Here is a 23,256-nt window from a genome sequence, read left to right as displayed (position 1 = left end):
AGGGGAGTGGGAGAGGGCGGTTTTTTCCGGGTATTAAAAAGCCGGCTTGTGGCCGGCTTCTCGGGGACTGGTTCAATCTATTTTTGGTAAATCTCACCAGCCTTCAAATCATTCACCCAGACTCTCGCCTGCGTGATAGGGGGCATCAGCGGGAACTCCTCCGCATCGCCGGGCAGGGCACGTGGCTTCACGCCAACCCCTGCCAAATGTGCCGCGCACTATACCCACATTCGCTTTAATTTCCCAGCTTCAGATCCGATTTAGAGCCTTCGTAGCCCAATAGATGCTCATCCAGCGGTACGGGCGGCAGGCAGTGATTGAGGGTGGACCACCAGAATACCCAGCCCAGGATATTCAGGTTCTGTTCGTGCCGCTGGTCGTAGGTCAGAAACTCGTCGGGATGTTCGGCGCTGTTGTGGCTACGTAAGCGCAGGCCGCCGCCGGGCCGGTTGTAGAGGTGTTTGATGCGCAGCATGCCGTCGTGCTCGAGGGCGTAGATTGCGCCGTCGATGATTCGGGTGCGGCCGCGGTCGATGGCGAGGGTGGAGCCGTCCTGGATGATGTCGGTCATGCTGTTGCCGACCATGTAGGCGCCCAAGGCACGTTCGGGGGCGACGTTGAGGGTTTCAAGGGTTTGCAGCGAGAGCCGGATGCTTTCTTGTGAGTTGAAGGAACTATGGAGGGGGATTTCCACGTCGATTTTTTCCGGGCCGCTGGCCGGAGTGACGAGGTAGTTGCCGTTGTCTTCCCGAGCGGGGTGCGCGTTGTTGGCGTCGGGGTTTACCGGTTGGAAGGTTATGAGTGGATGTTTAGGACCGTCTCCGGTGCGTAGCCAACGGCTGGTGACGCACAGCAGTTCGGCGAACTCCTCGAGTCGGCCCATGGGGACGCCGCGTTTGAGCCAGTTGTTCACGTGCTGGGGCGTGACACCGCGGTTCTTGGCGAAGTCGGAAGCGGAAAGATGAACTTCCCGAAGTAGCGCTCTTAAGCGATCACCTGATGTATTCATAAACGCAGAGTTTACTGGCCGGAAAACTAGATCAAATAAACTATGCGTTGAGATGCTTTTGTAGGTATTTCCTTATTGCATGATTGATCTTTCTCTTCATGTTGTTAGTTAAACATTGAGCTGGTTTTTGTTTATTTAGTTGAGTGAGTGTTTGTGTTTTTCACACAAAAAAAGCCCCGAATGATCGGGGCTTTTTTATCGCTTGCGCAATGAGTAGCAGGTATCAGCCTTTGTAGGCGGCTACCGACTTCATGATCTCGGCGCGGGCGGCGTCTGCGTTGCCCCAACCTTCGATCTTCACCCATTTGCCCTTTTCGAGGTCTTTGTAGTTTTCGAAGAAGTGCTTGATCTGTTCCAGCAGCAGTGGCGGCAGGTCGGTGTATTCCTTCACGTCGACGTACAGCTGGGACAGCTTGTCGTGTGGGACTGCGATGACTTTGGCATCGCCGCCGCCGTCGTCGGTCATGTGCAGGATGCCGACCGGGCGAGCGCGGATGACCGAGCCTGGGGTGACCGGGTAAGGGGTCACGACCAGCACGTCGAGGGGGTCACCGTCGTCAGCCAGGGTGTTGGGGATGAAACCGTAGTTGGCCGGGTAGAACATTGGGGTGGCCATGAAACGGTCAACGAACAGGCAGTCGCTGTCTTTGTCGATTTCGTATTTGATCGGCGCGTGGTTGGCCGGAATTTCGATCGCGACGTAGATGTCGTTCGGCAGGTCTTTGCCAGCCGGAATCTTGCTGTAGCTCATTGGGCGTTGCCCCCGTAGTTGGCCATAAAACTTGGCCGGATTGGCCTGAAAGTGGCGGCGATTATAGGCATATTCTGCGGCCGATGCCATGTGCCAGACGTCGTACAGCCTTCAGTGTTGCGCTTGATAGCGCGGGTCGCTGGCTTGCAGTCGGGCGAGGCGGGCCAATGGATCCTGACGGTAAAAGTGGCTCAGCTGCGCGTAGACCTGTGGATAAGTGCTGACCAGCAAATCCGGGGCACTGAAAAAATATTCGCTGGTGACGGCGAAGAACTCCGCCGGGTTTTCTGCGGCGTAGGGGTCAATGGGGGTCTCGGCGTCGGGGTTGCGATCAAGCTGGCGGTTCAGGTCGTCGTAGGCGTTTTGCATCACGCTGGCCCATTCCTGCACGCGCATGTCGTTGTGCAACGGTGGCAGGCCATTGGCGTCGCCGTTGAGCATGTCCAGTTTGTGGGCCAATTCGTGGATCACCAGGTTGTAGCCTTCCCAGTTGCCGCTGGCCAATACGCCGGGCCACGCCAGGATCACCGGGCCTTGCTGCCAGGCTTCGCCGCTGTGCTCGCCGTCCCATTCGTGTTCGACGCCGCTGGCGTCACGGTGGCGCTGGGGGCTGAGGAAGTCGTCGGGGTAAAGGACGATTTCGTGGAAACCCTGGTACCAGTCGAGGTCACCGAGGTTCATCAGCGGCAGTTGTGCCTGGGCGGCGAGCAGCAGGCGTTGTTCCTGATGCAGTTCGACGCCGGGCAGGGCGGTGAGGTGTTTTTCGGCGAGAAAGACCACGCAGGCTTCGCGCAGCCATTGGTCCTGCTCGACGCTGATGCCGTCGAGAAAGGTCAGGTGCTGGCGCACCCGCTGCCAGGTGTCATCGGCAATCGGGTGCTTGGCCAGAAGGCGCCGGCGACGCCAGGCGCTGAGGGACCACATCGTCGATCAGTTCGTATTGGCTTCTGACGAGGTGCGGCTGAAACGGCTGCGGACTACGCCAATGATCATCGGCACCAGGGACAGCAGGATGATAAACACCACCAGTAGCGACAGGTTTTTCTTGATAAACGGTACGTTACCGAAGAAGTAGCCGAGGGTGACTAGGCCACCGACCCAGATGACGGTGCCGAAGACACTGAAACCGAAGAATCGCGGATAAGGCATTTTGGCGATGCCTGCGACGAACGGTGCGAAAGTCCGCAGGATCGGCAGGAAGCGCGCCAAGGTCACGGTTTTGCCGCCGTGCTTGTCGTAGAAATCGTGGGTTTTTTGCAGGTAGTCGCGGCGGAAAATTTTCGAGTTGGGGTTGCTGAACAAGCGTTCCCCGGCCGTTCGTCCGATGACGTAGTTGGTGCTGTCGCCGAGGATCGCCGCCAGCATCAGCAGCCCACCCAGCAAGACTGGATCCATACCACCACCAGCGGCTACGGCGCCGGCAATAAACAGCAGGGAATCACCCGGCAGGAACGGCATGACCACCAGGCCGGTTTCGCAAAAGATCACTAGGAACAGAATGGCGTAGATCCACGGACCGTAGTTGGTTACCAGCATGTCGAGGTATACGTCGAGATGCAGGATAAGGTCGAGCGGGTTGAAATCCATGGATGGCACCTGTGTGAATGGCCGACTCAGCGGACCTGTGCGGAGGCTTCGGGTAATAAGACTACACGGGGTTGCCGCGTTTCTTACGACCCTGAAAGCTCGGCATTATACGGATAGAGAGGTGAAAAGCGTGTTGGTTTTGTAGCGGGGGATGTCGCTGCTTGTAGCCGCTGCCGAGGCACGAGGCTGCGATGCGTGTCCGAAGGACCGCCTTTGGGGCCGCTTCGTCGGGATGCCGCACCAAGCCCATCGCAGCCTCGTGCCTCGGCAGCGGCTACAAGCAATCGCGAACAGGCTAGTAGGTTGGATCAATCGGGATTACTCGTCACTGAGGGGCAGCACGTAGTTCTTGAATTCTGTGTCTTCCCGAAACCCAATCGACTCATAGGTCTTCTGCGCCACTTCATTGTCACTGCTGGTCGACACCCGCAGTCGCACGGCATGCGTCTCCTTGGCCATCTTCTTCGCCGTACGCATCAGGTTATCGGCCACCAACTGGCGTCGGGCATCTTCGGCCACGTAGATATCGTTGAGGATCCACACCCGTTTCAGCGAGAGCGACGAAAAACTCGGATACAGCTGACAAAACCCGAGCAGCTTGCTGTCATCGTCATCTGGCAGTGCCAGGTAGATCACCGACTCCTTGCGCCGCAGACGCTTCTCCAGAAAGGCCCGAGACGAGTCAGGGAAGGGCAGTGCACCATAAAACTCACGGTATTTGACGAACAGCGGAGTCAACAGGTCCAGGTGTTCCAGGGTCGCTTGAGTAATCCGCATGCTAGGCCTCAACTTCCAGTGGGTACGACGACACGAGCGGCCGTGGCTTGATGCTGCCTAAAGCTGTGAAAAATCGCAATCGTGTCGGGATCAGTCCTCCGGCGGGCTGAGCAGGAAGTTGCCTTTCATCAGGTCCGGATTGTCCGATTCGATCGTCTGAACCTGGGCTTCATCCTTGAGATTGACCCCGGACAACTGTCGGCGGCAGGCTTCACGCATCAAGTACAACAGTCGGTGAGCGGCCATGCCGTAGCTCAAGCCTTCCAGGCGCACGTTGGAAATGCAGTTGCGATAGGCATCGGTCAGGCCGACCTTGGGGTTGTAGGTGAAGTACAGCCCCAGGCTATCCGGTGAGCTGAGCCCCGGCCGTTCGCCGATCAGGATCACCACCATTTTTGCCCCCAGCAACTGACCGATCTCATCGGCCACCGCCACCCGGCCCTGTTCCACCAGAATCACCGGCGACAGCGACCAGCCTTCGGCGTGGGTCTGTTCCTCCATGCGCGTCAGAAACGGCAGAGTGTGTTTATGCACTGCCAGGGCGGATAAACCATCGGCCACCACCACCGCCAGGTCCACGCCGCCCGGGTTGGCTTGGGCGTAATCGCGCAGGGTTTGGGCCGACTCGTCACTCAGGCGCCGCCCCAGGTCCGGACGTTGCAAGTAGCTGTGACGGTCAACGGCGGCACTGTGCAGCAACAGGCTATCGCGGCCGCGCGCTGTCAACTGACTGCTCAGGCCGGGATGGTCGAAAGGCAGATGCACGGCGTCCCGCGCTTGAGCGTGGGCAAACTGGAAATCCAACTGCGCACCGGTGGGGATGCTGGTGCCGGTGCGGCCCAGGGCAATTCGCGCGGGCGTCAGGCGGCGCAGCTCCAGCCACGGGTTGTCCGGAAGGGTTTCAGGGGTATCGATAGGCATAGGCGGCTCCTTCATCCCAATTGCGCCAAGGCCTGGCGGAAGGCCGGCGGCAGGCTGTTGCCGAAATGCACTTTGCCGTCGGCCTGCGTGAAGATGCCCATTTTCGCCAGCCACTGTTCAAATTCCGGCGCCGGCTTTAAACCCAATGTTTGTCGGGCGTACAACGCGTCGTGGAACGAAGTGGTCTGGTAGTTGAGCATGATGTCGTCGGAACCGGGGATGCCCATGATGAAGTTGATCCCGGCCACCCCCAGCAGGGTCAGCAGGGTGTCCATGTCGTCCTGGTCGGCTTCGGCATGGTTGGTGTAGCAGATGTCGCACCCCATGGGCACGCCCAGCAGCTTGCCGCAGAAGTGGTCTTCGAGGCCGGCGCGGATGATCTGCTTGCCGTTGTACAAGTACTCGGGGCCGATAAAACCGACCACGGTGTTTACCAGAAATGGCTTGAAATGGCGGGCCACGGCGTAGGCGCGGGTTTCACAGGTTTGCTGGTCCACGCCAAAGTGCGCGTTGGCCGACAAGGCGCTGCCCTGGCCGGTTTCGAAGTACATCAGATTCTGCCCCAAGGTCCCGCGATTGAGGCTCAAGCCGGCGTCATAGCCTTCCTGCAGCACGCTCAGGCTGATACCGAAACTGGCGTTGGCTGCTTCGGTACCGGCGATCGACTGGAACACCAGGTCCAGCGGCACACCGCGGTTGATGGCTTCGATGGAGGTGGTGACATGGGTCAGCACGCAGGCCTGGGTCGGGATGTCGTAGCGCTGGATGATTGCGTCGAGCATTTCCAGCATGGCGCAGATCGAGGCGATGCTGTCGGTGGCCGGGTTGATGCCGATCATCGCGTCGCCGTTGCCGTAGAGCAGGCCGTCGAGAATGCTGGCGGCGATGCCGGCCGGTTCATCGGTCGGATGGTTGGGTTGCAAGCGTGTGGAGAGGCGCCCGCGCAGGCCCATGGTGCCGCGAAACTGTGTGACGACGCGGATCTTCTGCGCCACCAACACCAGGTCCTGCACGCGCATGATCTTCGACACGGCGGCGACCATTTCCGGTGTCAGCCCTGGCGCCAGGGCTCGCAGGCTTTGTTCATCGGCCGCGTCACTGAGCAGCCAATCGCGAAAGCCGCCAACCGTCAGGTGGCTGACCACTGAAAACGCGTGCTTGTCGTGGGTGTCGATGATCAGCCGGGTAACTTCGTCGCTTTCATAGGGAATCAGCACTTCTTCGAGGAAGTGTTTCAACGGAATATTGGCCAGGGCCATTTGCGCTGCAACCCGTTCACCGTCGTTCTGCGCCGCGACACCGGCGAGGAAGTCTCCGGAGCGTGCCGGGCTGGCCTTGGCCATGACGTCCTTGAGGCTGTCGAAGCGGTAGGTGAATGCGCCAACCGCGTGGGAAAAACTTGCCATACAGAGTCTCCATGACGGTGCGCACTGATGTGCGCACCGAGGTTTACGGCGTTTAGTGCAAGGCGGCCTCTGCGGCCTGGATCGCCGCAAACTCTTCTTCCGGCGTGCCTGCTACCAAGTGATGCCGACTGTAGAAAGCAAAGTAAGCAATTAATACTCCATAGATGATCGCAGCGCCAATCACCACCCGCGGATCCACCAGAAAGCCCGCTACTACGGCGATACACGCCAGCACGAGCGCCACGCCTGAGGTGAAGATGCCGCCCGGTGTGCGGTACGGACGGTCCATTTTGGGGCGACGGATGCGCAGGGTGATGTGCGCGGCCATCATCAGCACGTAGGAGATGGTGGCGCCGAACACCGCCACCAGAATCAGCAGGTCGCCTTGCCCGGTCAGCGACAAACCAAAGCCGATGATGCCGGGGATGACCAGGGCCAATACTGGCGCCTTGCTCTTGTTGGTCTGCGACAGCTTGCGCGGCAGGTAGCCTGCACGGGACAAGGCAAAGATCTGCCGGGAATAGGCGTAGATGATCGAGAAAAAGCTCGCGATCAGCCCAGCCAGGCCTACCAGGTTGACGAAGCTGCCCATCCAGGTCGAGCCACCATAGGCCTTGGCCAAGGCTTCCACCAGCGGATTGCCGGAGGCCACCAGTGCCTGAGTGCCGGCGCCGCCCGGTGCGATCACCAGAATCAACAGGGCGAAGCTGGTCAGTACCACAATGGCGCCGATCAGGCCGCGGGGCAGGTCGCGTTTCGGGTTCTTGGTTTCTTCGGCCGCCAGCGGCACGCCTTCAACGGCGAGGAAGAACCAGATCGCGTAGGGAATCGCCGCCCACACGCCGACATAACCAAACGGCAGGAAGGTGCTCGCGCCCTTGGCCTCGGTCACCGGGATATCCAGCAGGTTGGCGACGTTGAAATGCGGCACCATTGCTACCAAAAACACGCTCAGGGCAATCGCGGCGACGGCGGTGATCACGAACATCAGCTTCAACGCTTCACCGACCCCGAAGATGTGGATGCCGATAAAGATGATGTAGAACGCCAGGTAGATCATCCAGCCGCCAATACCGAACAGCGACTCGCAATAGGCGCCGATAAACACCGCGATGGCGGCGGGTGCGATGGCGTATTCAATCAGGATCGCGGTGCCGGTGAGAAATCCACCCCAGGGCCCGAATGCACTGCGAGCAAAGCCGTAGCCACCGCCCGCTGTAGGAATCATGGAAGACAGTTCAGCCAATGAGAAACACATGCACAGGTACATGGTGGCCATCAGCAATGTGGCGAGGAACATGCCACCCCAGCCGCCTTGGGCCAAGCCGAAGTTCCAACCGGCGTAGTCGCCGGAGATGACATAGGCAACGCCGAGGCCGACTAAAAGCACCCATCCGGCGGCGCCTTTTTTCAGTTCACGTTGCTGGAAATAGTCGGAGCCGACTTTTTCGAAATCGACGGAGGAGCCTGTGGGTTCGCTAGGCATGAGGAAGTACCTCTGATTCTTATTGTTTTAGCTCGGCTTAGTTGAGCTGGATGAGATGCCGAGTACTTGTGAAAAACACATGTGGGAGGTGGCTAGTGTGGGAGCGGGTTGCCTGCTAATGCGTTAGAAGAAACCCAACGGATTAATGTCGTAGCTCACCAGCAGGTTTTTAGTCTGCTGATAGTGATCCAACATCATCTTGTGGGTTTCACGGCCAACCCCCGACTTCTTGTAACCACCAAACGCGGCGTGCGCCGGGTACAGGTGATAGCAGTTGGTCCAGACACGCCCGGCCTTGATCGCGCGGCCCATGCGGTATGCACGGTTGATGTCGCGGGTCCACAAGCCGGCACCCAAACCAAACTCGGTGTCGTTGGCAATCGCCAGGGCTTCGGCTTCGTCCTTGAAGGTGGTGATGCTCACCACAGGGCCAAAGATTTCCTCCTGGAACACCCGCATCTTGTTGGTGCCCTTGAGCAGGGTCGGCTGGATGTAATAGCCGGTGGCCAGATCGCCAGTCAGCTTCTCGACTTTGCCGCCGGTCAGCAGCTCGGCGCCTTCGCCCTTGGCGATTTCCAGGTAGGACAGGATCTTGTCGAATTGCTGCTCGGACGCCTGGGCGCCGACCATGGTGTCGGTGTCCAGCGGGTCGCCACGTTTGATCGACTCGACCTTCTTCATCACCACTTTCATGAAGTCGTCGTAGATCGACTCTTCCACCAACGCGCGGGATGGGCAGGTGCAGACCTCGCCCTGGTTGAAGAACGCCAGCACCAGGCCTTCGGCCGCTTTCTCGATGAATTGCGGCTCGGCTTTCATGATGTCGGCGAAGAAGATGTTCGGCGACTTGCCGCCCAGCTCAACGGTGGACGGAATAATGTTTTCGGCCGCCGCATGCATGATGTGCGAGCCCACAGGCGTGGAACCGGTGAAGGCGATCTTGGCGATACGCTTGCTGGTGGCCAAAGCTTCGCCGGCTTCTTTGCCGAAGCCGTGGACCACGTTCAACACGCCAGGCGGCAGCAGGTCGCCGATCAACTCCATCAGCACGTTGATGCCCAGCGGGGTTTGCTCGGCGGGTTTGAGCACCACGCAGTTACCGGCGGCCAGAGCTGGCGCGAGTTTCCAGGCGGCCATCAGCAGCGGGAAGTTCCACGGGATGATCTGGCCGACCACGCCCAAGGGCTCGTGGAAGTGATAGGCGGCGGTGAGTTCGTTGATCTCGGCGCTGCTGCCTTCCTGGGCGCGGATGCAACCCGCGAAGTAACGGAAGTGGTCAGCGGCGAGGGGGATGTCGGCGTTGAGTGTTTCGCGTACCGCTTTGCCGTTGTCCCAGGTTTCGGTGACGGCCAGCAGTTCAAGGTTCTGTTCGATACGGTCGGCGATTTTCAGCAGCACCAGTGAGCGGTCCTGGGCTGAGGTCTTGCCCCAGGCGTCAGCGGCGGCATGGGCGGCGTCCAGCGCTTTGTCGATGTCTTTGGCGGTAGAGCGTGGGAAGTCGGCGATTGGCTTGCCGTTAACTGGCGAAGTATTGGTGAAGTAGTTGCCGTCTACCGGCGCAACGAATTCGCCGCCGATGTAGTTGCCGTACTTGGCCTTGAACGAAACGATAGCGCCTTCAGTACCGGGGTGTGCGTAACGCATGGTGGGTATCTCCTGGCTTTTTGTGTTTATTGGAGGACGCACTGTTGTGCTTGTTAAAGCGTAGAGCAAAGGTCGGGCCAGTGCCGTGCAGGCCAGGTAAATCAAGGCTTTGTGGTGTGTTGCGGGGAGGCGGTGTGACAAGGCTGGTACAGCCTGAGTGACAGTTTGTGCCATAAGCGATACAGCCTGTGACCGGTGGGTCGAGTCGGGATTGCAATGGCGGGAAGGCTGGGGGATGCTGGGCGTCCCGGTTCGCGACGTGTATTACGCAGCAGGAGAACAATAAGAACATGCACAACGATCATTTCAGTCGTCATGCCCAGCAAGTGCTGACCGTCACCCGCGGCCAGGACCCTTTGCACGGTCCCGGCAGCGACCCCTCCATTGCCCGCTCCTGGTTGCGTTGCCTGGAGGATTATCACCTCGATCCTGCCCTGACCATCGCCCCGACGGTGTTGGAGCACGGCCGTTTGCTGGAGAGTCGCGAGCGCCTGCAACAAGTGCTGCGCATCGCCGGCAGTGAAATGAACAGCCTGCATCAACAGCTTTCCGGTGCCGGTCACGCGGTGTTGCTGACGGATGCGCGTGGGGTGATCCTCAACTGTGTCACCGCCCCCAGCGAACGCAAGATTTTCGAACGCGCCGGGCTGTGGCTCGGCGCCGATTGGAGCGAAGCCTGCGAAGGTACCAACGGCATCGGCACCTGCCTGGTTGAGCGTCAGTCGCTGACCATTCATCGCGACGAACACTTCCGTGGCCGACACACCGGCCTGACCTGTTCCGCCAGCCCGGTGTTCGACCCTCATGGCGAACTGCTGGCGGTGCTCGATGTGTCCTCGGCCCGGGAAGCGGTGTCGCGTCAGAGCCAGTTCCACACCATGGCCTTGGTCAACCTCTCGGCGAAGATGATTGAGAGTTGTTACTTCCTGCGGCATTTCGAGAACCACTGGCTGTTGCGTTTTCATTTGCAGGCCGAGTCGGTGGGGCTGTTCAGTGAAGGGCTGCTGGCGTTTGATGGTGAAGGGCGGATCTGCGCGGTCAACCAGAGCGCGCTGAACCTGCTGGGGCAAATGCGCGGCGGCTTGTTGGGGCAGCCGGTGGAGGCGTTTTTCGACTGCTCGCTGGATGAGCTGCTCGGTCGCGCCAGTGCCAATGCCAGCGCCAGTTGGCCGCTGCGTACCCGTGATGGGCGCGGGCTGTTCGCGGTGTTGCGCGGGCAGCCGCGCAGCGTGCCGAGTCCGCTGGTCAAGGCGCCGCCGGGTGTTGAACGGCCACGCTTGTCGGGCATCTGCCTGGCGGACGCGGCGCTGCAAGAGGATTTTCGCAAGTCATTGCGGGTGTTCGAACGCGACGTGCCCTTACTGATCAACGGTGAAACCGGCTCCGGGAAGGAAGCTTTCGCCAAAGCTGTACACCACGCCAGTCTGCGGGCGGACAAGGCGTTTGTTGCCCTCAACTGCGCCGCGATTCCGGAAAGCCTGATCGAAAGTGAACTGTTCGGCTATCGCGGCGGCAGTTTCACGGGTGCCCGCAAGGAAGGCATGCGCGGCAAGCTGCAACAGGCCGACGGAGGGACCTTGTTCCTCGACGAAATCGGCGACATGCCCCTGGCTTTGCAGACTCGTCTATTAAGAGTGTTGGAAGATCGCCTGGTGGTGCCCATCGGCGGCGAGCCGCAGGCGGTAGACGTGCGCATCATCAGTGCCACTCACCGTGATTTGTTGGCGCGGGTGCAGGACGGTAGCTTCCGCGAGGACTTGTATTACCGGCTTAATGGCCTGGAAGTTGCCCTGCCGCCGCTGCGTGAGCGTACTGACAAGTCGCAGTTGCTGGATTTCCTGCTGGCGGAAGAGGCGGGGGAGCAATCGGTGTTACTGGATGCATCGGCGCGTCAGGCGCTGCTGGCATTTGCCTGGCCGGGGAATGTGCGGCAGTTGCGCACGGTGTTGCGCACGTTGGCGGCCTTATGTGAAGACGGGCACGTCGGGCTTCAGGACTTGCCTGTCATGATTCGTCAAACGCGATCGCATGCTGTGGTGTTGGAGACGTCTTCGGACTCGCCGTTGGGTGATGCTGAGCGCGGGGCATTGCTCGACGTTCTGGAGCAGCAACGTTGGCATATAAGCCATTGCGCAGAACAGTTAGGGATTAGTCGTAACACGCTTTATCGAAAGTTGCGAAAACATGGGATCGTTCGTTCAATTGCACGGTAGATGGGGCGGGTAACTAACGTTTGTTTGTTATTGTCGGAAAGTTCAGTGGTTGTGCTGATTCGGGCCTTGTTCTTACTGGCTCTGATGTGTTTTATCCGCTGGAGTTATCTCTCTGGTCAGGAACTATTCAGGTTGTTTTTTCACTGATTGGATAGGGGTGTAGCGTACCGTGCGCCCCATCGTCAGGTTAAACTTACTTGAGTGAATACACATGAATATTACAACTCCAACAAACTATCCTGTGCCTCAACTCTATGGGCAGTCCGATGCTCCACAGACTAATCAGCCGCCAGCGCCGCCGGCTAATAGGGCTGACGCCAAGACGGTAGGGAGCGCCAATGAACCGTATGAGGCTAATGATCCCACTCATACGGAGTTACCTATCACGGATACTTCGCAGCAGCCTCTTGTGCGCAATAAACGCGGGCTTTTTAGTGGTTTCAGGCGACCGTCCTTGCCGTCTTTTCCCTCTGGCTCCGGCTCCCGGGTCTCTCATACTCCCAGCCTTCCTGGCACCCCGGGAGGTAGGCTTCCCAAGCCCGAGGTAAATGATGCGGCGACCAAGCTCCAGGCGGCGCTTGGGGCGAAAAAGCCGGTACCTTCACCCGCGAGTGGCGCGTCACAACCGGCTGCAGTCGGTGGTAGCTCGTCGGCAGCCGATAAATTCAAGGCACTGGCGTCCCAAACCAGGGAGACGAACGCGGTGGCGGCCGGCGGGCCTGTGTTGGTCAAGGTGGCGGATCCGGCTCCAATAAGTGTGGCCGACGCCACCAAGCGCCTGTTGGATGCTGACAGGCTGGTCAAGTCGGGGGTTATCTCTACGTCGCCCTCGGCCAGTAAGGTGGCTATGGATTCGTTCATCAACGCTGGTGTTTCCGGGCTGGTGAGCGCTCCCATTAATGTGGGCGCTTACGCCGGGTCCGTCGCGACAGGCGAGGCCATCAAGAGTCAATACACGCCGGGCACTCTGCCGCCGCCGCACTTGCCCGGGGCTTCCACGTCACCCCAGGCGCCGGTGGCGGTGCAGACAGGCGCGGTTGCCGAGGTGGCGACCACGCGACGACTGGACAGGGTTGAAGCGGCGCTGCTGAAATTTACTAACGTCCTGCTTACCCTGACGTCTGGGGGCGCCGGTGATGGCATTGGCAAGGATGAAAACTGGCCCAAGGAGCGCGGAGCACGGCTGACGAACCTGGAGCGTTTGCTGGACGTTTCAGAGCAGCAACTGAAGGTGGTCGCCGGGGATAATGGTGTTCTGTTCAAACCTTACGTGGTGCAGCAGGATGTTTCCGGTAAGTCCGGTGGCCGTGTAGGGGAGATTGAGCAACGCTACCGGGCCATGGAAAGAGCCGTGGACCAGATAATCATCCTCAAAGGGGTCGAAACCAAACGGGCCGGAACCTCGGTTTAAGTCATTCGGTACGCCCGGCGGATAGACCGTCGGGTGTGCTGGAAACAGCTAAAGAGTGCGAATTTTCCCACCCTACGCTAACCTGCCTCGATGTTTTACGAGGTCGACTATGCACATTCATATTCTCGGTATTTGCGGCACCTTCATGGGTTCGATGGCGGTTCTGGCCAAAGAGCTGGGCCATCATGTTACTGGCTCCGATGCCAACGTTTATCCGCCCATGAGCACGCAATTGCAGGCCCAGGGCATTGAGTTGACCCAAGGTTACGACCCGGCGCAGTTCGACCCGGTCCCGGACCTGGTGGTGATCGGCAATGCCATGAGCCGTGGCAATCCGGCCGTCGAGTACGTGCTCAACAAAGGCTTGCCTTATGTGTCCGGCCCGCAGTGGCTGGCGGACCATGTGCTGCAAGGCCGTTGGGTCCTGGCTGTGGCCGGTACCCATGGCAAGACCACCACCAGCAGCATGCTGGCCTGGGTTCTGGAGCACGCGGGCATGAGCCCGGGTTTTCTGATCGGCGGTGTGCCGCAGAACTTCTCGGTGTCTGCCCGTCTGGGCGACACGCCGTTCTTCGTCATCGAGGCGGATGAATACGACAGTGCGTTCTTCGACAAGCGTTCGAAGTTTGTTCATTACCGCCCGCGCACGGCGATCCTGAACAACCTGGAATACGATCACGCCGACATCTTCCCCGATCTGCCGGCCATCGAGCGGCAATTCCACCACTTGGTGCGTACCATCCCCAGCGAAGGCCTGGTGATCCATCCGACCACCGAACCTGCGCTGCAGCGGGTGATTGAGATGGGTTGCTGGACCCCAGTGCAGACCACTGGCGCGGGCGGGCAGTGGCAGGTCAAGTTGCTGAGCGAAGACGGTTCCCAATTTGAAGTGCTGTTCGAAGGCGTCGCCCAAGGCATCGTTGATTGGGGCATGACCGGCCAACATAACGTCGCCAATGCTTTGGTCACCCTGGCGGCCGCTCGGCACGTTGGCGTAGTGCCATCGATGGGCATCGCGGCATTGAGTGCGTTCAAGAGCGTCAAGCGCCGCATGGAAAAGGTCGCCGACGTGAATGGGATCACCATCTACGATGACTTTGCCCACCACCCGACGGCCATTGCCACCACCCTCGATGGCCTGCGCAAGCGCGTCGGCGATGCTCAGGTGATCGCTATTGTCGAGCCGCGCTCCAACTCCATGAAGCTCGGTGCACACCGTGACGGCCTGCCGGAAAGTGTGAACGATGCTGATCAGGTGATTTGGTATGCGCCGGCCAACCTCGGTTGGGACCTGCCCGCGATCGCGGCGCTGTGTACGGTGCCGTCGATTGTCTGCGACTCGCTGGAAGGCATCATTGAACACGTGAAACACCAGGCCAAGCCGGGCACCCATGTGGTGATTATGAGCAACGGCGGCTTCGGTGGCCTGCACGGCAAACTGGCCGAGGCCCTGAAGTGAGCGGCCCGGAACGCGTTACCCTGGCGATGACCGGCGCGTCCGGCGCGCCCTATGGCCTGCGGCTGCTGGATTGCCTGATACGGGAAGATCGCGAGGTGCACTTTCTGATCTCCAAGGCTGCGCAACTGGTGGTGGCCACCGAGACCGACGTTGCGCTGCCCGCCAAGGTGCAGATGATGCAGGCCTTCCTCACCGAATACACCGGTGCGGCGGCGGGGCAGATCAAGGTTTATGGCAAGGAAGACTGGATGTCGCCGGTGGCCTCGGGCTCCGGCGCGCCGGCGGCGATGGTGGTAGTTCCGTGTTCCACCGGGACGTTGTCGGCCATTGCCACGGGCGCTTGCAATAATTTGATCGAGCGTGCGGCGGACGTGACATTGAAGGAGCGTCGGCAACTGATTCTGGTGCCGCGCGAGGCGCCGTATTCCAGCATCCATCTGGAGCACATGCTCAAGCTGTCCAACATGGGCGTGACCATCTTGCCGGCGTCGCCGGGCTTTTATCACCAACCACAAACCATCGATGACCTGGTGGATTTTGTGGTGGCGCGGATTCTCAACCTGCTGAATATCCCCCAGGACATGCTGCCGCGTTGGGGTGAACACCATTTGAGCAGCGATGAATAAGGCACTCATGGTAGTGCTGGCGCTGCAACTGGGTGGTTGTGCCACGGCGCGTACCCTGGACGCGGCGCAACCCGGCGCGCCGGTGGTATACGCCGGGACGCGGCTGGATGTGTATGCGATGCAGGGTGGGTGCTGCGCAATGGATCGGTTTGGTGCCGAGGCCCCGAGCTATCCGGGCGTTGACCTGCCAGCCAGCGCCTTGCTCGACACGCTACTGTTGCCGCTGTCGGTATTAACGGTGCTGGGGGTTGGGTTTAACGCGACGGGTGGGCTGTAGTCTGCAACGTTGAGGATATTGGTGCCGGCCGAAAGCCCTGTAGCCGCTGCCGAGGCACGAGGCTGCGATAAGGGCCGCAGGACCTTCGGCCGTTTCAAGAGACTGGCGACTGCTGCGCAGCCGATCGCAGGCTGCGCCAGCGGCTACAGAGCGCTGCGTTTGTCTGAGCAGCCGAGGCAGAAAGCCAGGTTTTCGAAGTGGTGAAGATACCCAAGCTCATCACGGGCAAGTCAGCCGACTCATTGCAACATCACTTGCCGAGTTTGCGCAATTCATCTGACTCCACAACCCGCACACCATCCTGCTCTTCCAGTGCCAAACGCCACATTGCCCGGGCCAGTTCGCAGACTTCGATGCCGCGGTATTTGCCGGGGATCAATCGGGATAACGGTCCGGCTAATTGCTCGGCCAGCCGTGGTTCCAGTCGTTCCCCCAACAACAGAGAAGGCCTGACGATAGTCAGCTGCGGCCAATCCTGGGTCTTCAACGCTTGTTCCATCTCCCCTTTGACCCGATTGTAGAAAATCGAGGATTTAGGGTCGGCGCCAATGGCGCTGATCACGATCAGGTGCCGTGCGCCCATTTCCCGGGCGCGCTTGGCAAAGGCCACCACCATGTCCAGGTCGACCGCGCGAAAGGCCGCTTCGGAACCGGCTTGCTTGATGGTGGTACCCAGGCAGCAGAAGGCGATATCCACCTGGCCGCTCAGTTGCGGCAGGAATACAGCCGGATCACCCACCGGATTTTCCAGGTGTGGATGCTCGGCCAGCGGTTTGCGGCTGGGCGCCAGCACACGGCTGACGGTGGGCTCGTTGAGCAGGCGGTCCAGCAAATGTTCCCCGGTCAAGCCAGAGGCTCCGGCAAGCAAGATATGCTGAGGCGTCAAGTACATGATATTTCCCCCTTGATACTATTTCAGCTTAGTTGCTCTTCGCTTCCTTGCTATTTATAGAGGCGCTTTCCAGCGCCTTTCGTGCTTGTTGTTTACGCAATAACTGCCAATGGGCGATCACACCTTTGGGCGCCCAGATTTGCGGTTCGGAGGCTTCGAAGTTCTCCGCCATTTCGCGTTCGGTGACATGCATTTGCGCCAGCTTGAAGGCTTGCTGCAAATCGTCGGTCTGGTTGAAGGCCTGGGCGAACAGGGCGTCACCGAAGTACGTGAAGTCAGCTTCCTCCGAGCAGCCGAACGAGACGCGGTCGGCCCGGGACGCCGTCATGATCAGGGTGTGTTCGTCTTTCAATGTCGGGATGAAGCCGCCGGAGTAGCAGGCTGAAATAACGATGATCTTGTCGCGGTTTTTCAGCGGCGCCATGACGGCCGCCAATTCATCTGCCGGCAGGTCGGCCAGCTCCATGCGCGGCTGGTCCAGCACCAGTTCGTGCTCGTGGGTGCCGTGACTGGTCAGGTAAATGAACACCAGGTCTTCTGGCCCGCTGCGCTCGGCCAGGGTTTGTACCGCGCGGCGCAGGCTTTCCCGCGTGGCCATGGGGCGGTCGGCAATATGGTCGCGGTGGTTGACCAGGCGGATCTGGCCGTAGGCGCCAAAACGGGTGAAGAGCATGTTGCTGACATAGTCGGCTTCGCGCAGGAATACGCTTTGCTTGCCGTCGCCAGCCAGCGTTAAGGTGTACAGCTCAACCGCTGGAGTGGACGCAGGCACCGCGGTGAGGGCCTGGTCGAGCAGGCGGCCCTGGGCCAGTATTCCGACCTCCAGGGCGTCAGGCAGTAATTTGCCATCGGCGTTGCGCACGCGCATGCCGTTGACCCAGGTCCCGGCTTGTACCGTGCCATCGGTGAGCACCAATGTGCCTTTGCCTTGATAATTGTCGCTGTCGAAGCCGCCAACGTAGAAGCTGCCATCAGTGAGGTTCAGGCGCCCCTGGCCGGTGAAGCGCCAATCGCTGAACTGGCCGACGTAGTGGCTGGCGTCGACACCGATCAATTCGCCCTTGCCGCTCAGCGCGCCTTCCTTGAATTCGCCGATCCACACGTCACCGTCGGCGTTTTCATAGCGGCCTTTGCCGTTGAGCTGGTTCTGTTTGAAATGGCCGACGTACATGTCGCCGTCGGCGCTGTTGAACGTACCGTTGCCTTCCAGTTGGCCATCGACGAAGTGACCGCTGAACTGGTTGCCACTGTCGTCATTGCGCTGGCCTTCACCATTGGGTTTACCGTGGGCGAATTGGCCCTGGTATTGGCTGCCGTCGGGCAGCTCGAGGCGGCCGAGGCCGGAATACTGATCGTCCTTGAACTCGCCGCGATAGGTCATCAGGCCCTCTTTGAGAGTACCTTCGCCGTTGCGTCGCCCTTGCTTGAAACCGCCAACGTAGCTGCTTCCCGGGGTGGTCAGTGTGCCTTGGCCGTCGAACAGGCCTTGCTGGAACTGGCCTTTATAGACCTCGCCATTACTGCCGTGCCATTCACCCTGGCCATGCCACTGGCCTTTGTCGAACTGCCCGGCGTACCAACTGCCATTGGGGTAGTCCACTCGGCCCTGGCCCTGCAGCAAGCCGTTGACCACCTCGCCCCGATAACGACCGCCGTCGGGCAGTCGCGCATCGGGCGGCAACAGCGATTCGCCGTCGCCGCAAGCGGTGAGCAACAGGACAAGAGCAAGGGGAACGAGTGGGCGCATAGCGGGATCCGGATAATTGAGCGCCGAGTATGCCGCAGCTGCGAGATCTATACATAAATTTGTGGCGAGCGGGCTTGCCCGCGTTGGGCTGCGTAGCAGGCCTATTAAAGTCACTGCATACCTTCAAGCAAAATAGGGTCACAGGTTTTAGGGCTGCTGCGCAGCCCAACGCGGGCAAGCCCGCTCGCCACAGGTAACTATCTGATTAAGAACCGATTTCAGACAAAGCAGAGTGACAATGACTCGGCAATGTACGCAGGTTTTTCCTGGCCCTCGATTTCCAGGGTGCAGGTCGCTTTAAGTAGCCACTGGCCGGGCTTTTTCTCGGTGGCATCGGTCAAGGTGACCGCCAGGCGCACCTTGGAATTGACCTTGACCGGTTGGATGAAGCGCACACTGTCCAGCCCGTAGTTGACAGCCATCTTCAAGCCCTCGGGCATGACCAGGATGTCTTCTATCAACTTGGGTATCAGCGACAACGACAGGAAACCGTGGGCGATGGTGCTGCCGAATGGCGTCTGGGCGGCTTTTACCGGATCGACGTGGATGAACTGATGATCGCCGGTGGCTTCTGCGAACAGGTTGATGCGTTCCTGGTCGATGGTGAGCCAGTCGGAACGTCCCAGTTCCTTGCCGACATAATCTTTGAGTTGCGCTACGGGTACTGAGGGCATTGCGACTCTCCTTGGGTTCATCGGCTTTTATAATGTTTGGGTGTGGGGCAAGCCCCTGAAGAACCAATGTAGATCATCATGGGCATTTGGCCTGGTCAACCCACCATGCTTTTGGCGAATGCCGGTCCATAGAGACAGCGTGCTTATAATGCGGGGCGCGATTTCTGGGGGAGAGGGCAGGATGTTGTTACGCGGTCTGACATGGCTGGTGCTGTTTCAATTGCTGGGCACGGGGATCAATCATTTGTTTTTGCCGGTGCTGCCGGGGCCGATCGTTGGCCTGTTGCTGATGCTGGCGTACCTGATCTGGAGCGGTGAAGTCGGCGAACCCCTGAGCCTGGCGGCCAGCAGCTTGCTGCGCTATCTGCCATTGTTACTGGTGCCGCCGGCCGTGGGTGTGATGGTGTATGCCAAGGACATTGCTGCCGACTTTTGGGCCATTGTCGGCGCGTTGGTGCTGTCTCTGGTGATCGCCATGGGGTGTGTCGGGGTGCTGATGCAGCGGCTGATCAAGCGCCAGTCACGCCGGGAGGAGGGTCAATGACCTTCGACTGGCAAGGTGCCTGGGCCGCAGTGATTCATCATCCGTTGTTCGGCATCGGTATCACCCTGGGGGCCTATCAACTGGTGTTGGCCGGCTTCGAGAGAACCCGCTGGATCTTCCTGCAACCGGTGCTGGTGTCGATGCTGCTGGTAATCGGCATCTTGCTCGGTTGCGGGCTGAGCTACGCCGAGTACCGCAAGAGCACCGAGATCATGAGCATTCTGTTGGGCCCGGCAACGGTGGCTCTGGCGGTACCGCTTTACTTGAATCTGCGACGGATTCGCCAGTTGTTCTGGCCGATTTTTACTACGCTGGTGGTGGGAGGCGTTTTGGCCACTGGCCTCTGCGTGTTGCTGGGTTGGTGGTTTGGTGCCGAGCACATGATGTTGATGACCATGGCGCCCAAGTCGGTCACCTCGCCGATTGCCATGCTGGTGGCTGAACAGATTGGCGGGGTGGCAGCGTTGGCGGCAGTATTTGTGCTGATCACCGGCGTGGTCGGGGCGATGATCGGGCCGGCCTACCTGTCGCGCCTCGGTGTCCATAGCCCTGAGGCGCGGGGCATGGCTCTGGGCATGACGGCCCACGCGGTCGGTACCTCGGTGGCATTGCAGGAAAGTGAAGAGTGCGGTGCCTTTGCGGCGCTGGCCATGAGTTTAATGGGCGTGGCCACGGCGGTATTTCTGCCGCTGGCGGTGTCGCTGGTTGTTTAAGACAGGTTTAAGGAAGCCTTTATGAGTCTGGCGCTTTTCCCGCTCAATACCGTGCTGTTCCCCGGGTGCACCCTCGATCTGCAGATATTCGAGGTGCGTTACCTGGACATGATCAGCCGCTGCATGAAAAAGGGCGAAAGCTTTGGTGTGGTGTGCATCCTTGACGGCAAGGAAGTGGGGAAGGCCCCGGATGGCTATGCGCTGATTGGCTGTGAAGCGCTGATCCGTGACTTCAAGCAGCAGGACAATGGCCTGCTGGGGATTCGAGTCGAGGGCGGCCGCCGGTTTCGCGTGCGGGAGGCCGGTGTCCAGCGTGACCAGTTGCTGGTGGCTGAAGTGCAGTGGCTGGAGGAGCTACCGGAGCAACCGCTGGAAGAGGAGGACGCCGACCTGTTGGCGCTGCTCCAAGCGTTGGCCGAACATCCGATGGTCGCTTCACTGGACATGGGCACTCACGCGGATGGCCAGCAAGCGTTGGGTAATCAGCTAGCGTATCTATTGCCCTTCACCGAGGCCGATAAGGTCGACCTGCTGCAACTCGATGACCCGCAGCAACGGCTGGATGCGATTCAGTTGTTGCTGGATGAACTGCAAGGTGAATTGTTCACCTGAGCCTGATATTCGGATTTATCCACTGCTGTTCTCGGATTTTTCGTCGTTGTTCTGATCGTGTTGCCTGAAATAGTTGGCAATTACCTAACCAGGATCAAGGGACGAACATGATTCGACTATCACCATCGGAGCAGGCAGTTTGGGATGCCTTTTTTGTCAGTGTCACGGCGCAAGTGATTCAGCAGGATGATCAGCGGGGCCCGGAGTACATCGCCGAGCGTGCCGCCGAAATTGCTGATGAGATGCTGCTGGAGCGGCGCGAACGATGCATTGAGCGGCGTGGCTCGCCTGTCGACTGGATCGGGCCGGCCTAGATCAGTAGGCGTACCTGAGCAGTGCGTGGGCGGTGCCGGTAAAGGCAATGATGCCGAGCACCGCGACGCACCCCGGCAAGATCAGCCACCAGACCTTCGGTGCCATGGGCGGCAATACGCTTTTGTGCTGGCTCAGGGTCAGGCTGAAAGCGCAGACCGTCATCGCCAGCAGGGTGCCGGCCAGGATGTCCGTCGGCCAATGGGCGCCGAGGTACACCCGGGACAGGGCAATGCTCGCGGCAGGGATGGCGCCGAGCAATAACCAGGTCAGGCGCAAGCGAGTGGGCTGACCCCGCCCGGCCAGTACCGCCAGGGCCAGGAAAAACGCAAATGAACCGGAGGCGTGGCCGCTGGGCATGCTGTAGCTGGTCAATGGATCGCTCAGGACTTCCGGGCGCATCCGCGCAAAAAACAGCTTGGTTCCGGTGTTGACCAGCGCTGCGCCCAGCAGTGTGGCACCGACGAAAATCGCCTGGCGCCATTGCCGCAACAACACCAGCAGGCCGGTCAGCACGGCACTCGCCACGAACATCTTCTTGAATTCGCCGAGCTGGGTGACCATCACCATGGCTTGGTCCACCGCAGGGCTACGGTGTTCCTGGACCAGGGCCATCAGCCCTTGGTCAAAATGATTCAGGTACGGATAGCCGATAAACAGAGCGATCAGCAGTGCCCCGCTGAGGCAGCCGATCAACAGCGTCGCCCGTCGATGCCCGCGCAGGCTGCTGTTGAGGCTCAGGCCTGCCAATACGGCGAGACAGACGGCGACAATTCCGGCCTCAGGCCAGAAGCCTTCGGGCAATGGCAGGCGGAACGCCGCACCGGTGGCCCAGCCCGGTAGCAGGTAGACCACTGCCCAACCGGCACCGGCCAGCAGGCTGACGGCAGCGAAGCGCGGGAACGGCATGTCGCACATGCCGGCGACCATTGGCAGCATCGGCCGCAGCGGTCCGATAAAGCGCCCTACCAGCAGGCTGGCGATCCCGTATTTATGAAAGTAGGTCTCGGCGCCGCTCATCCATTCGGGATGATGGCGCAGGCCAGGCAGGCGGCGGATGTTCTGGTGGAAATGGCGCCCAAGGTAGTAGGAAATTCCATCGCCCAACAATCCGCCGAGGAACCCCAGTAACAAGGTTTCCCCCAGAGACAGCGCGCCGCTGCCAGCCAGCGCGGCGATGGCGAACAGCAACACCGTACCGGGCACGATCAGGCCGGCGATGGCCAGGCACTCCACGAACGCCACGATAAACACCGCCGCGGCCAGCCATTGCGGGTTCAGGGTCAGCCAGCCGGTAATGCTATCGAGCCATGGGCCCATACAATCAACTCCATTGGTGTGTGGCGCGCGTGGCCGGTTCGGTTATTTCAAAGCAAAAAATAGTCGCGACCTTCGACCTGGACCCGGCGCAGCGGGTTCCGTGTGCAGTAGGGCGCGTAGCTGGCATCGACGAATCGGTACATCAGGTGTTCATCTCGACCGCTGGGAATGCCCAGGCGGGTGGTCTGGATGATTTGCGTGGGGGATTGGCCTACGTCCTCGACGAACAAGAGTTCTTGATCGAAGCGCTTGGCATCCCACATCGGTACTTTCAGACCCAGGGCCTTGCACAGCAGGGTCTGCCCGGCACACAGCTTTTGGGAGGGGCGGGGTCGGCCGCTGGCATCCGGGTTGTTCAAGAGCATTTGCGCCAGGCTGGCCGGTCCGGACAGTTCATCGACCCAGGGATAGGCCGATTTGATCAGCACCGCGTTGCCCGGCCCGTGGGCGCTGAAATTCAGCGAGTCGCCGCCACGGGCGTAGTACATATAGATGTGGCCGCCATCCAGAAACAAAGCCTTACGCTTTTCCGTGTAGCCGAGCGAGGCATGACTGCCTTTTTCGGCCACGTAATAGGCTTCGGTTTCAATAATTCGCGCCGATAGCCACAAATCGCCCACACGGTGACGGATCACCTTTCCCAGCAATTCACGGGCAAGCAGTTGCGCATCACGGTCGAAAAAACCGTCGGGCAGAGCGCTGGCAGGGATCAAGGGCGGAAAACTGGACATGGCAATCGAGGTAAGAGCGGCTAAATGTGACAGGATGATAACAACTCCAGCCTTAATTCCGGCTGAACGACGAGTATTTACAGTTCATTTCGACCATCCGCCCCTCACCGCTGTCCGTAGGACTGCGCGACAGCTATAATCTGC

At 59.9% G+C, this 23,256-nt stretch carries 23 protein-coding genes; 9 read left to right on the top strand and 14 right to left on the bottom strand.

The window, feature by feature from the left end:
- Positions 1-235: 235 nt before the first annotated feature.
- The 9 genes from J7E41_RS04250 to exaC all read right to left on the bottom strand — a co-directional run bounded on the left by J7E41_RS04250 (position 236) and on the right by exaC (position 9,581).
- Complete coding sequence (locus tag J7E41_RS04250; protein WP_214990360.1) at positions 236-1,009, bottom strand: LexA family transcriptional regulator; 774 nt, start codon at positions 1,007-1,009, stop codon at positions 236-238.
- A gap of 223 nt (positions 1,010-1,232) precedes the next feature.
- Complete coding sequence (gene ppa / locus J7E41_RS04245; RefSeq protein WP_048724712.1) at positions 1,233-1,760, bottom strand: inorganic diphosphatase; 528 nt, start codon at positions 1,758-1,760, stop codon at positions 1,233-1,235.
- A gap of 111 nt (positions 1,761-1,871) precedes the next feature.
- Positions 1,872-2,684: a zinc-dependent peptidase gene (locus J7E41_RS04240; protein ID WP_214990358.1), complete on the bottom strand. Its 813-nt coding sequence runs from the start codon at positions 2,682-2,684 to the stop codon at positions 1,872-1,874.
- A 6-nt stretch (positions 2,685-2,690) separates the two neighbouring features.
- Positions 2,691-3,347 (bottom strand): DedA family protein, encoded by a 657-nt coding sequence (locus J7E41_RS04235; RefSeq protein ID WP_214990356.1) that lies wholly within the window; start codon positions 3,345-3,347, stop codon positions 2,691-2,693.
- A 318-nt stretch (positions 3,348-3,665) separates the two neighbouring features.
- Positions 3,666-4,124, bottom strand: a complete 459-nt coding sequence (locus tag J7E41_RS04230; RefSeq protein WP_214990355.1) for a GNAT family N-acetyltransferase — start codon at positions 4,122-4,124, stop codon at positions 3,666-3,668.
- 90 nt (positions 4,125-4,214) lie between these two features.
- On the bottom strand, positions 4,215-5,045 hold the full coding sequence (eutC, locus tag J7E41_RS04225; protein ID WP_435304111.1) for an ethanolamine ammonia-lyase subunit EutC: 831 nt from the start codon (positions 5,043-5,045) through the stop codon (positions 4,215-4,217).
- 11 nt (positions 5,046-5,056) lie between these two features.
- Positions 5,057-6,451, bottom strand: a complete 1,395-nt coding sequence (locus tag J7E41_RS04220; protein WP_214990351.1) for an ethanolamine ammonia-lyase subunit EutB — start codon at positions 6,449-6,451, stop codon at positions 5,057-5,059.
- A gap of 52 nt (positions 6,452-6,503) precedes the next feature.
- Positions 6,504-7,937, bottom strand: a complete 1,434-nt coding sequence (gene eat, locus J7E41_RS04215; protein ID WP_214990349.1) for an ethanolamine permease — start codon at positions 7,935-7,937, stop codon at positions 6,504-6,506.
- Between the two features lie 123 nt (positions 7,938-8,060).
- Positions 8,061-9,581, bottom strand: coding sequence for an acetaldehyde dehydrogenase ExaC (gene exaC, locus J7E41_RS04210; protein WP_169356546.1), 1,521 nt, complete (start codon positions 9,579-9,581; stop codon positions 8,061-8,063).
- A gap of 290 nt (positions 9,582-9,871) precedes the next feature.
- On the opposite strand from exaC, the gene J7E41_RS04205 reads away from it, so the two are divergent.
- The 5 genes from J7E41_RS04205 (at position 9,872) to J7E41_RS04185 (ending at position 15,567) form a co-directional block, all read left to right on the top strand.
- Positions 9,872-11,794: a sigma-54-dependent Fis family transcriptional regulator gene (locus J7E41_RS04205; protein ID WP_214990347.1), complete on the top strand. Its 1,923-nt coding sequence runs from the start codon at positions 9,872-9,874 to the stop codon at positions 11,792-11,794.
- 757 nt (positions 11,795-12,551) lie between these two features.
- Positions 12,552-13,205 carry a hypothetical protein gene (locus J7E41_RS27935; RefSeq protein ID WP_251029318.1) on the top strand — a complete coding sequence of 218 codons (654 nt, stop codon included), beginning with the start codon at positions 12,552-12,554 and terminating at the stop codon, positions 13,203-13,205.
- A gap of 109 nt (positions 13,206-13,314) precedes the next feature.
- Positions 13,315-14,664, top strand: coding sequence for a UDP-N-acetylmuramate:L-alanyl-gamma-D-glutamyl-meso-diaminopimelate ligase (mpl, locus tag J7E41_RS04195; protein WP_214990344.1), 1,350 nt, complete (start codon positions 13,315-13,317; stop codon positions 14,662-14,664).
- The gene (ubiX, locus tag J7E41_RS04190; protein WP_169356543.1) at positions 14,661-15,290 is read left to right on the top strand and encodes a flavin prenyltransferase UbiX; all 630 of its coding nucleotides are present in this window, start codon (positions 14,661-14,663) and stop codon (positions 15,288-15,290) included. The genes mpl and ubiX overlap by 4 nt, the downstream gene beginning before the upstream one ends.
- Positions 15,283-15,567, top strand: a complete 285-nt coding sequence (locus J7E41_RS04185) for a YceK/YidQ family lipoprotein (protein ID WP_214990343.1) — start codon at positions 15,283-15,285, stop codon at positions 15,565-15,567. Before ubiX ends, J7E41_RS04185 begins: the two co-directional genes overlap by 8 nt.
- Before the next feature lie 250 nt (positions 15,568-15,817).
- Here J7E41_RS04185 and J7E41_RS04180 read toward each other — a convergent pair whose 3' ends face one another.
- From J7E41_RS04180 to J7E41_RS04170, 3 genes are all read right to left on the bottom strand, one after another.
- Positions 15,818-16,459: an oxidoreductase gene (locus tag J7E41_RS04180; RefSeq protein ID WP_214990341.1), complete on the bottom strand. Its 642-nt coding sequence runs from the start codon at positions 16,457-16,459 to the stop codon at positions 15,818-15,820.
- A gap of 28 nt (positions 16,460-16,487) precedes the next feature.
- Complete coding sequence (locus tag J7E41_RS04175; protein ID WP_214990339.1) at positions 16,488-18,206, bottom strand: C13 family peptidase; 1,719 nt, start codon at positions 18,204-18,206, stop codon at positions 16,488-16,490.
- A gap of 218 nt (positions 18,207-18,424) precedes the next feature.
- Positions 18,425-18,880, bottom strand: coding sequence for a MaoC family dehydratase (locus J7E41_RS04170; protein ID WP_155585121.1), 456 nt, complete (start codon positions 18,878-18,880; stop codon positions 18,425-18,427).
- Between the two features lie 181 nt (positions 18,881-19,061).
- Here J7E41_RS04170 and J7E41_RS04165 point away from each other — a divergent pair, with 181 nt between their 5' ends.
- From J7E41_RS04165 to J7E41_RS04150, 4 genes are all read left to right on the top strand, one after another.
- Positions 19,062-19,424, top strand: coding sequence for a CidA/LrgA family protein (locus J7E41_RS04165; protein WP_214990337.1), 363 nt, complete (start codon positions 19,062-19,064; stop codon positions 19,422-19,424).
- Positions 19,421-20,137, top strand: a complete 717-nt coding sequence (locus J7E41_RS04160) for an LrgB family protein (protein ID WP_214990335.1) — start codon at positions 19,421-19,423, stop codon at positions 20,135-20,137. Before J7E41_RS04165 ends, J7E41_RS04160 begins: the two co-directional genes overlap by 4 nt.
- 21 nt (positions 20,138-20,158) lie before the next feature.
- The gene (locus tag J7E41_RS04155) at positions 20,159-20,749 is read left to right on the top strand and encodes an LON peptidase substrate-binding domain-containing protein (RefSeq protein WP_214990333.1); all 591 of its coding nucleotides are present in this window, start codon (positions 20,159-20,161) and stop codon (positions 20,747-20,749) included.
- Between the two features lie 107 nt (positions 20,750-20,856).
- Positions 20,857-21,063 (top strand): hypothetical protein, encoded by a 207-nt coding sequence (locus J7E41_RS04150; RefSeq protein WP_214990331.1) that lies wholly within the window; start codon positions 20,857-20,859, stop codon positions 21,061-21,063.
- A 1-nt stretch (position 21,064) separates the two neighbouring features.
- Here J7E41_RS04150 and J7E41_RS04145 read toward each other — a convergent pair whose 3' ends face one another.
- Both J7E41_RS04145 and J7E41_RS04140 read right to left on the bottom strand, forming a co-directional pair.
- Positions 21,065-22,381 (bottom strand): bifunctional DedA family/phosphatase PAP2 family protein, encoded by a 1,317-nt coding sequence (locus J7E41_RS04145; RefSeq protein ID WP_214990329.1) that lies wholly within the window; start codon positions 22,379-22,381, stop codon positions 21,065-21,067.
- Positions 22,382-22,428: 47 nt separating this feature from the next.
- Positions 22,429-23,112, bottom strand: a complete 684-nt coding sequence (locus J7E41_RS04140) for a DNA-3-methyladenine glycosylase (RefSeq protein WP_214990326.1) — start codon at positions 23,110-23,112, stop codon at positions 22,429-22,431.
- Between the last annotated feature and the right edge of the window lie 144 nt (positions 23,113-23,256).

Source organism: Pseudomonas fluorescens, from assembly GCF_018614655.1.
Classification (GTDB): domain Bacteria; phylum Pseudomonadota; class Gammaproteobacteria; order Pseudomonadales; family Pseudomonadaceae; genus Aquipseudomonas; species Aquipseudomonas fluorescens_BX.
Note: the sequence above shows the minus strand (reverse complement) of the source record. Positions and strands in the feature narration are given on the sequence as shown.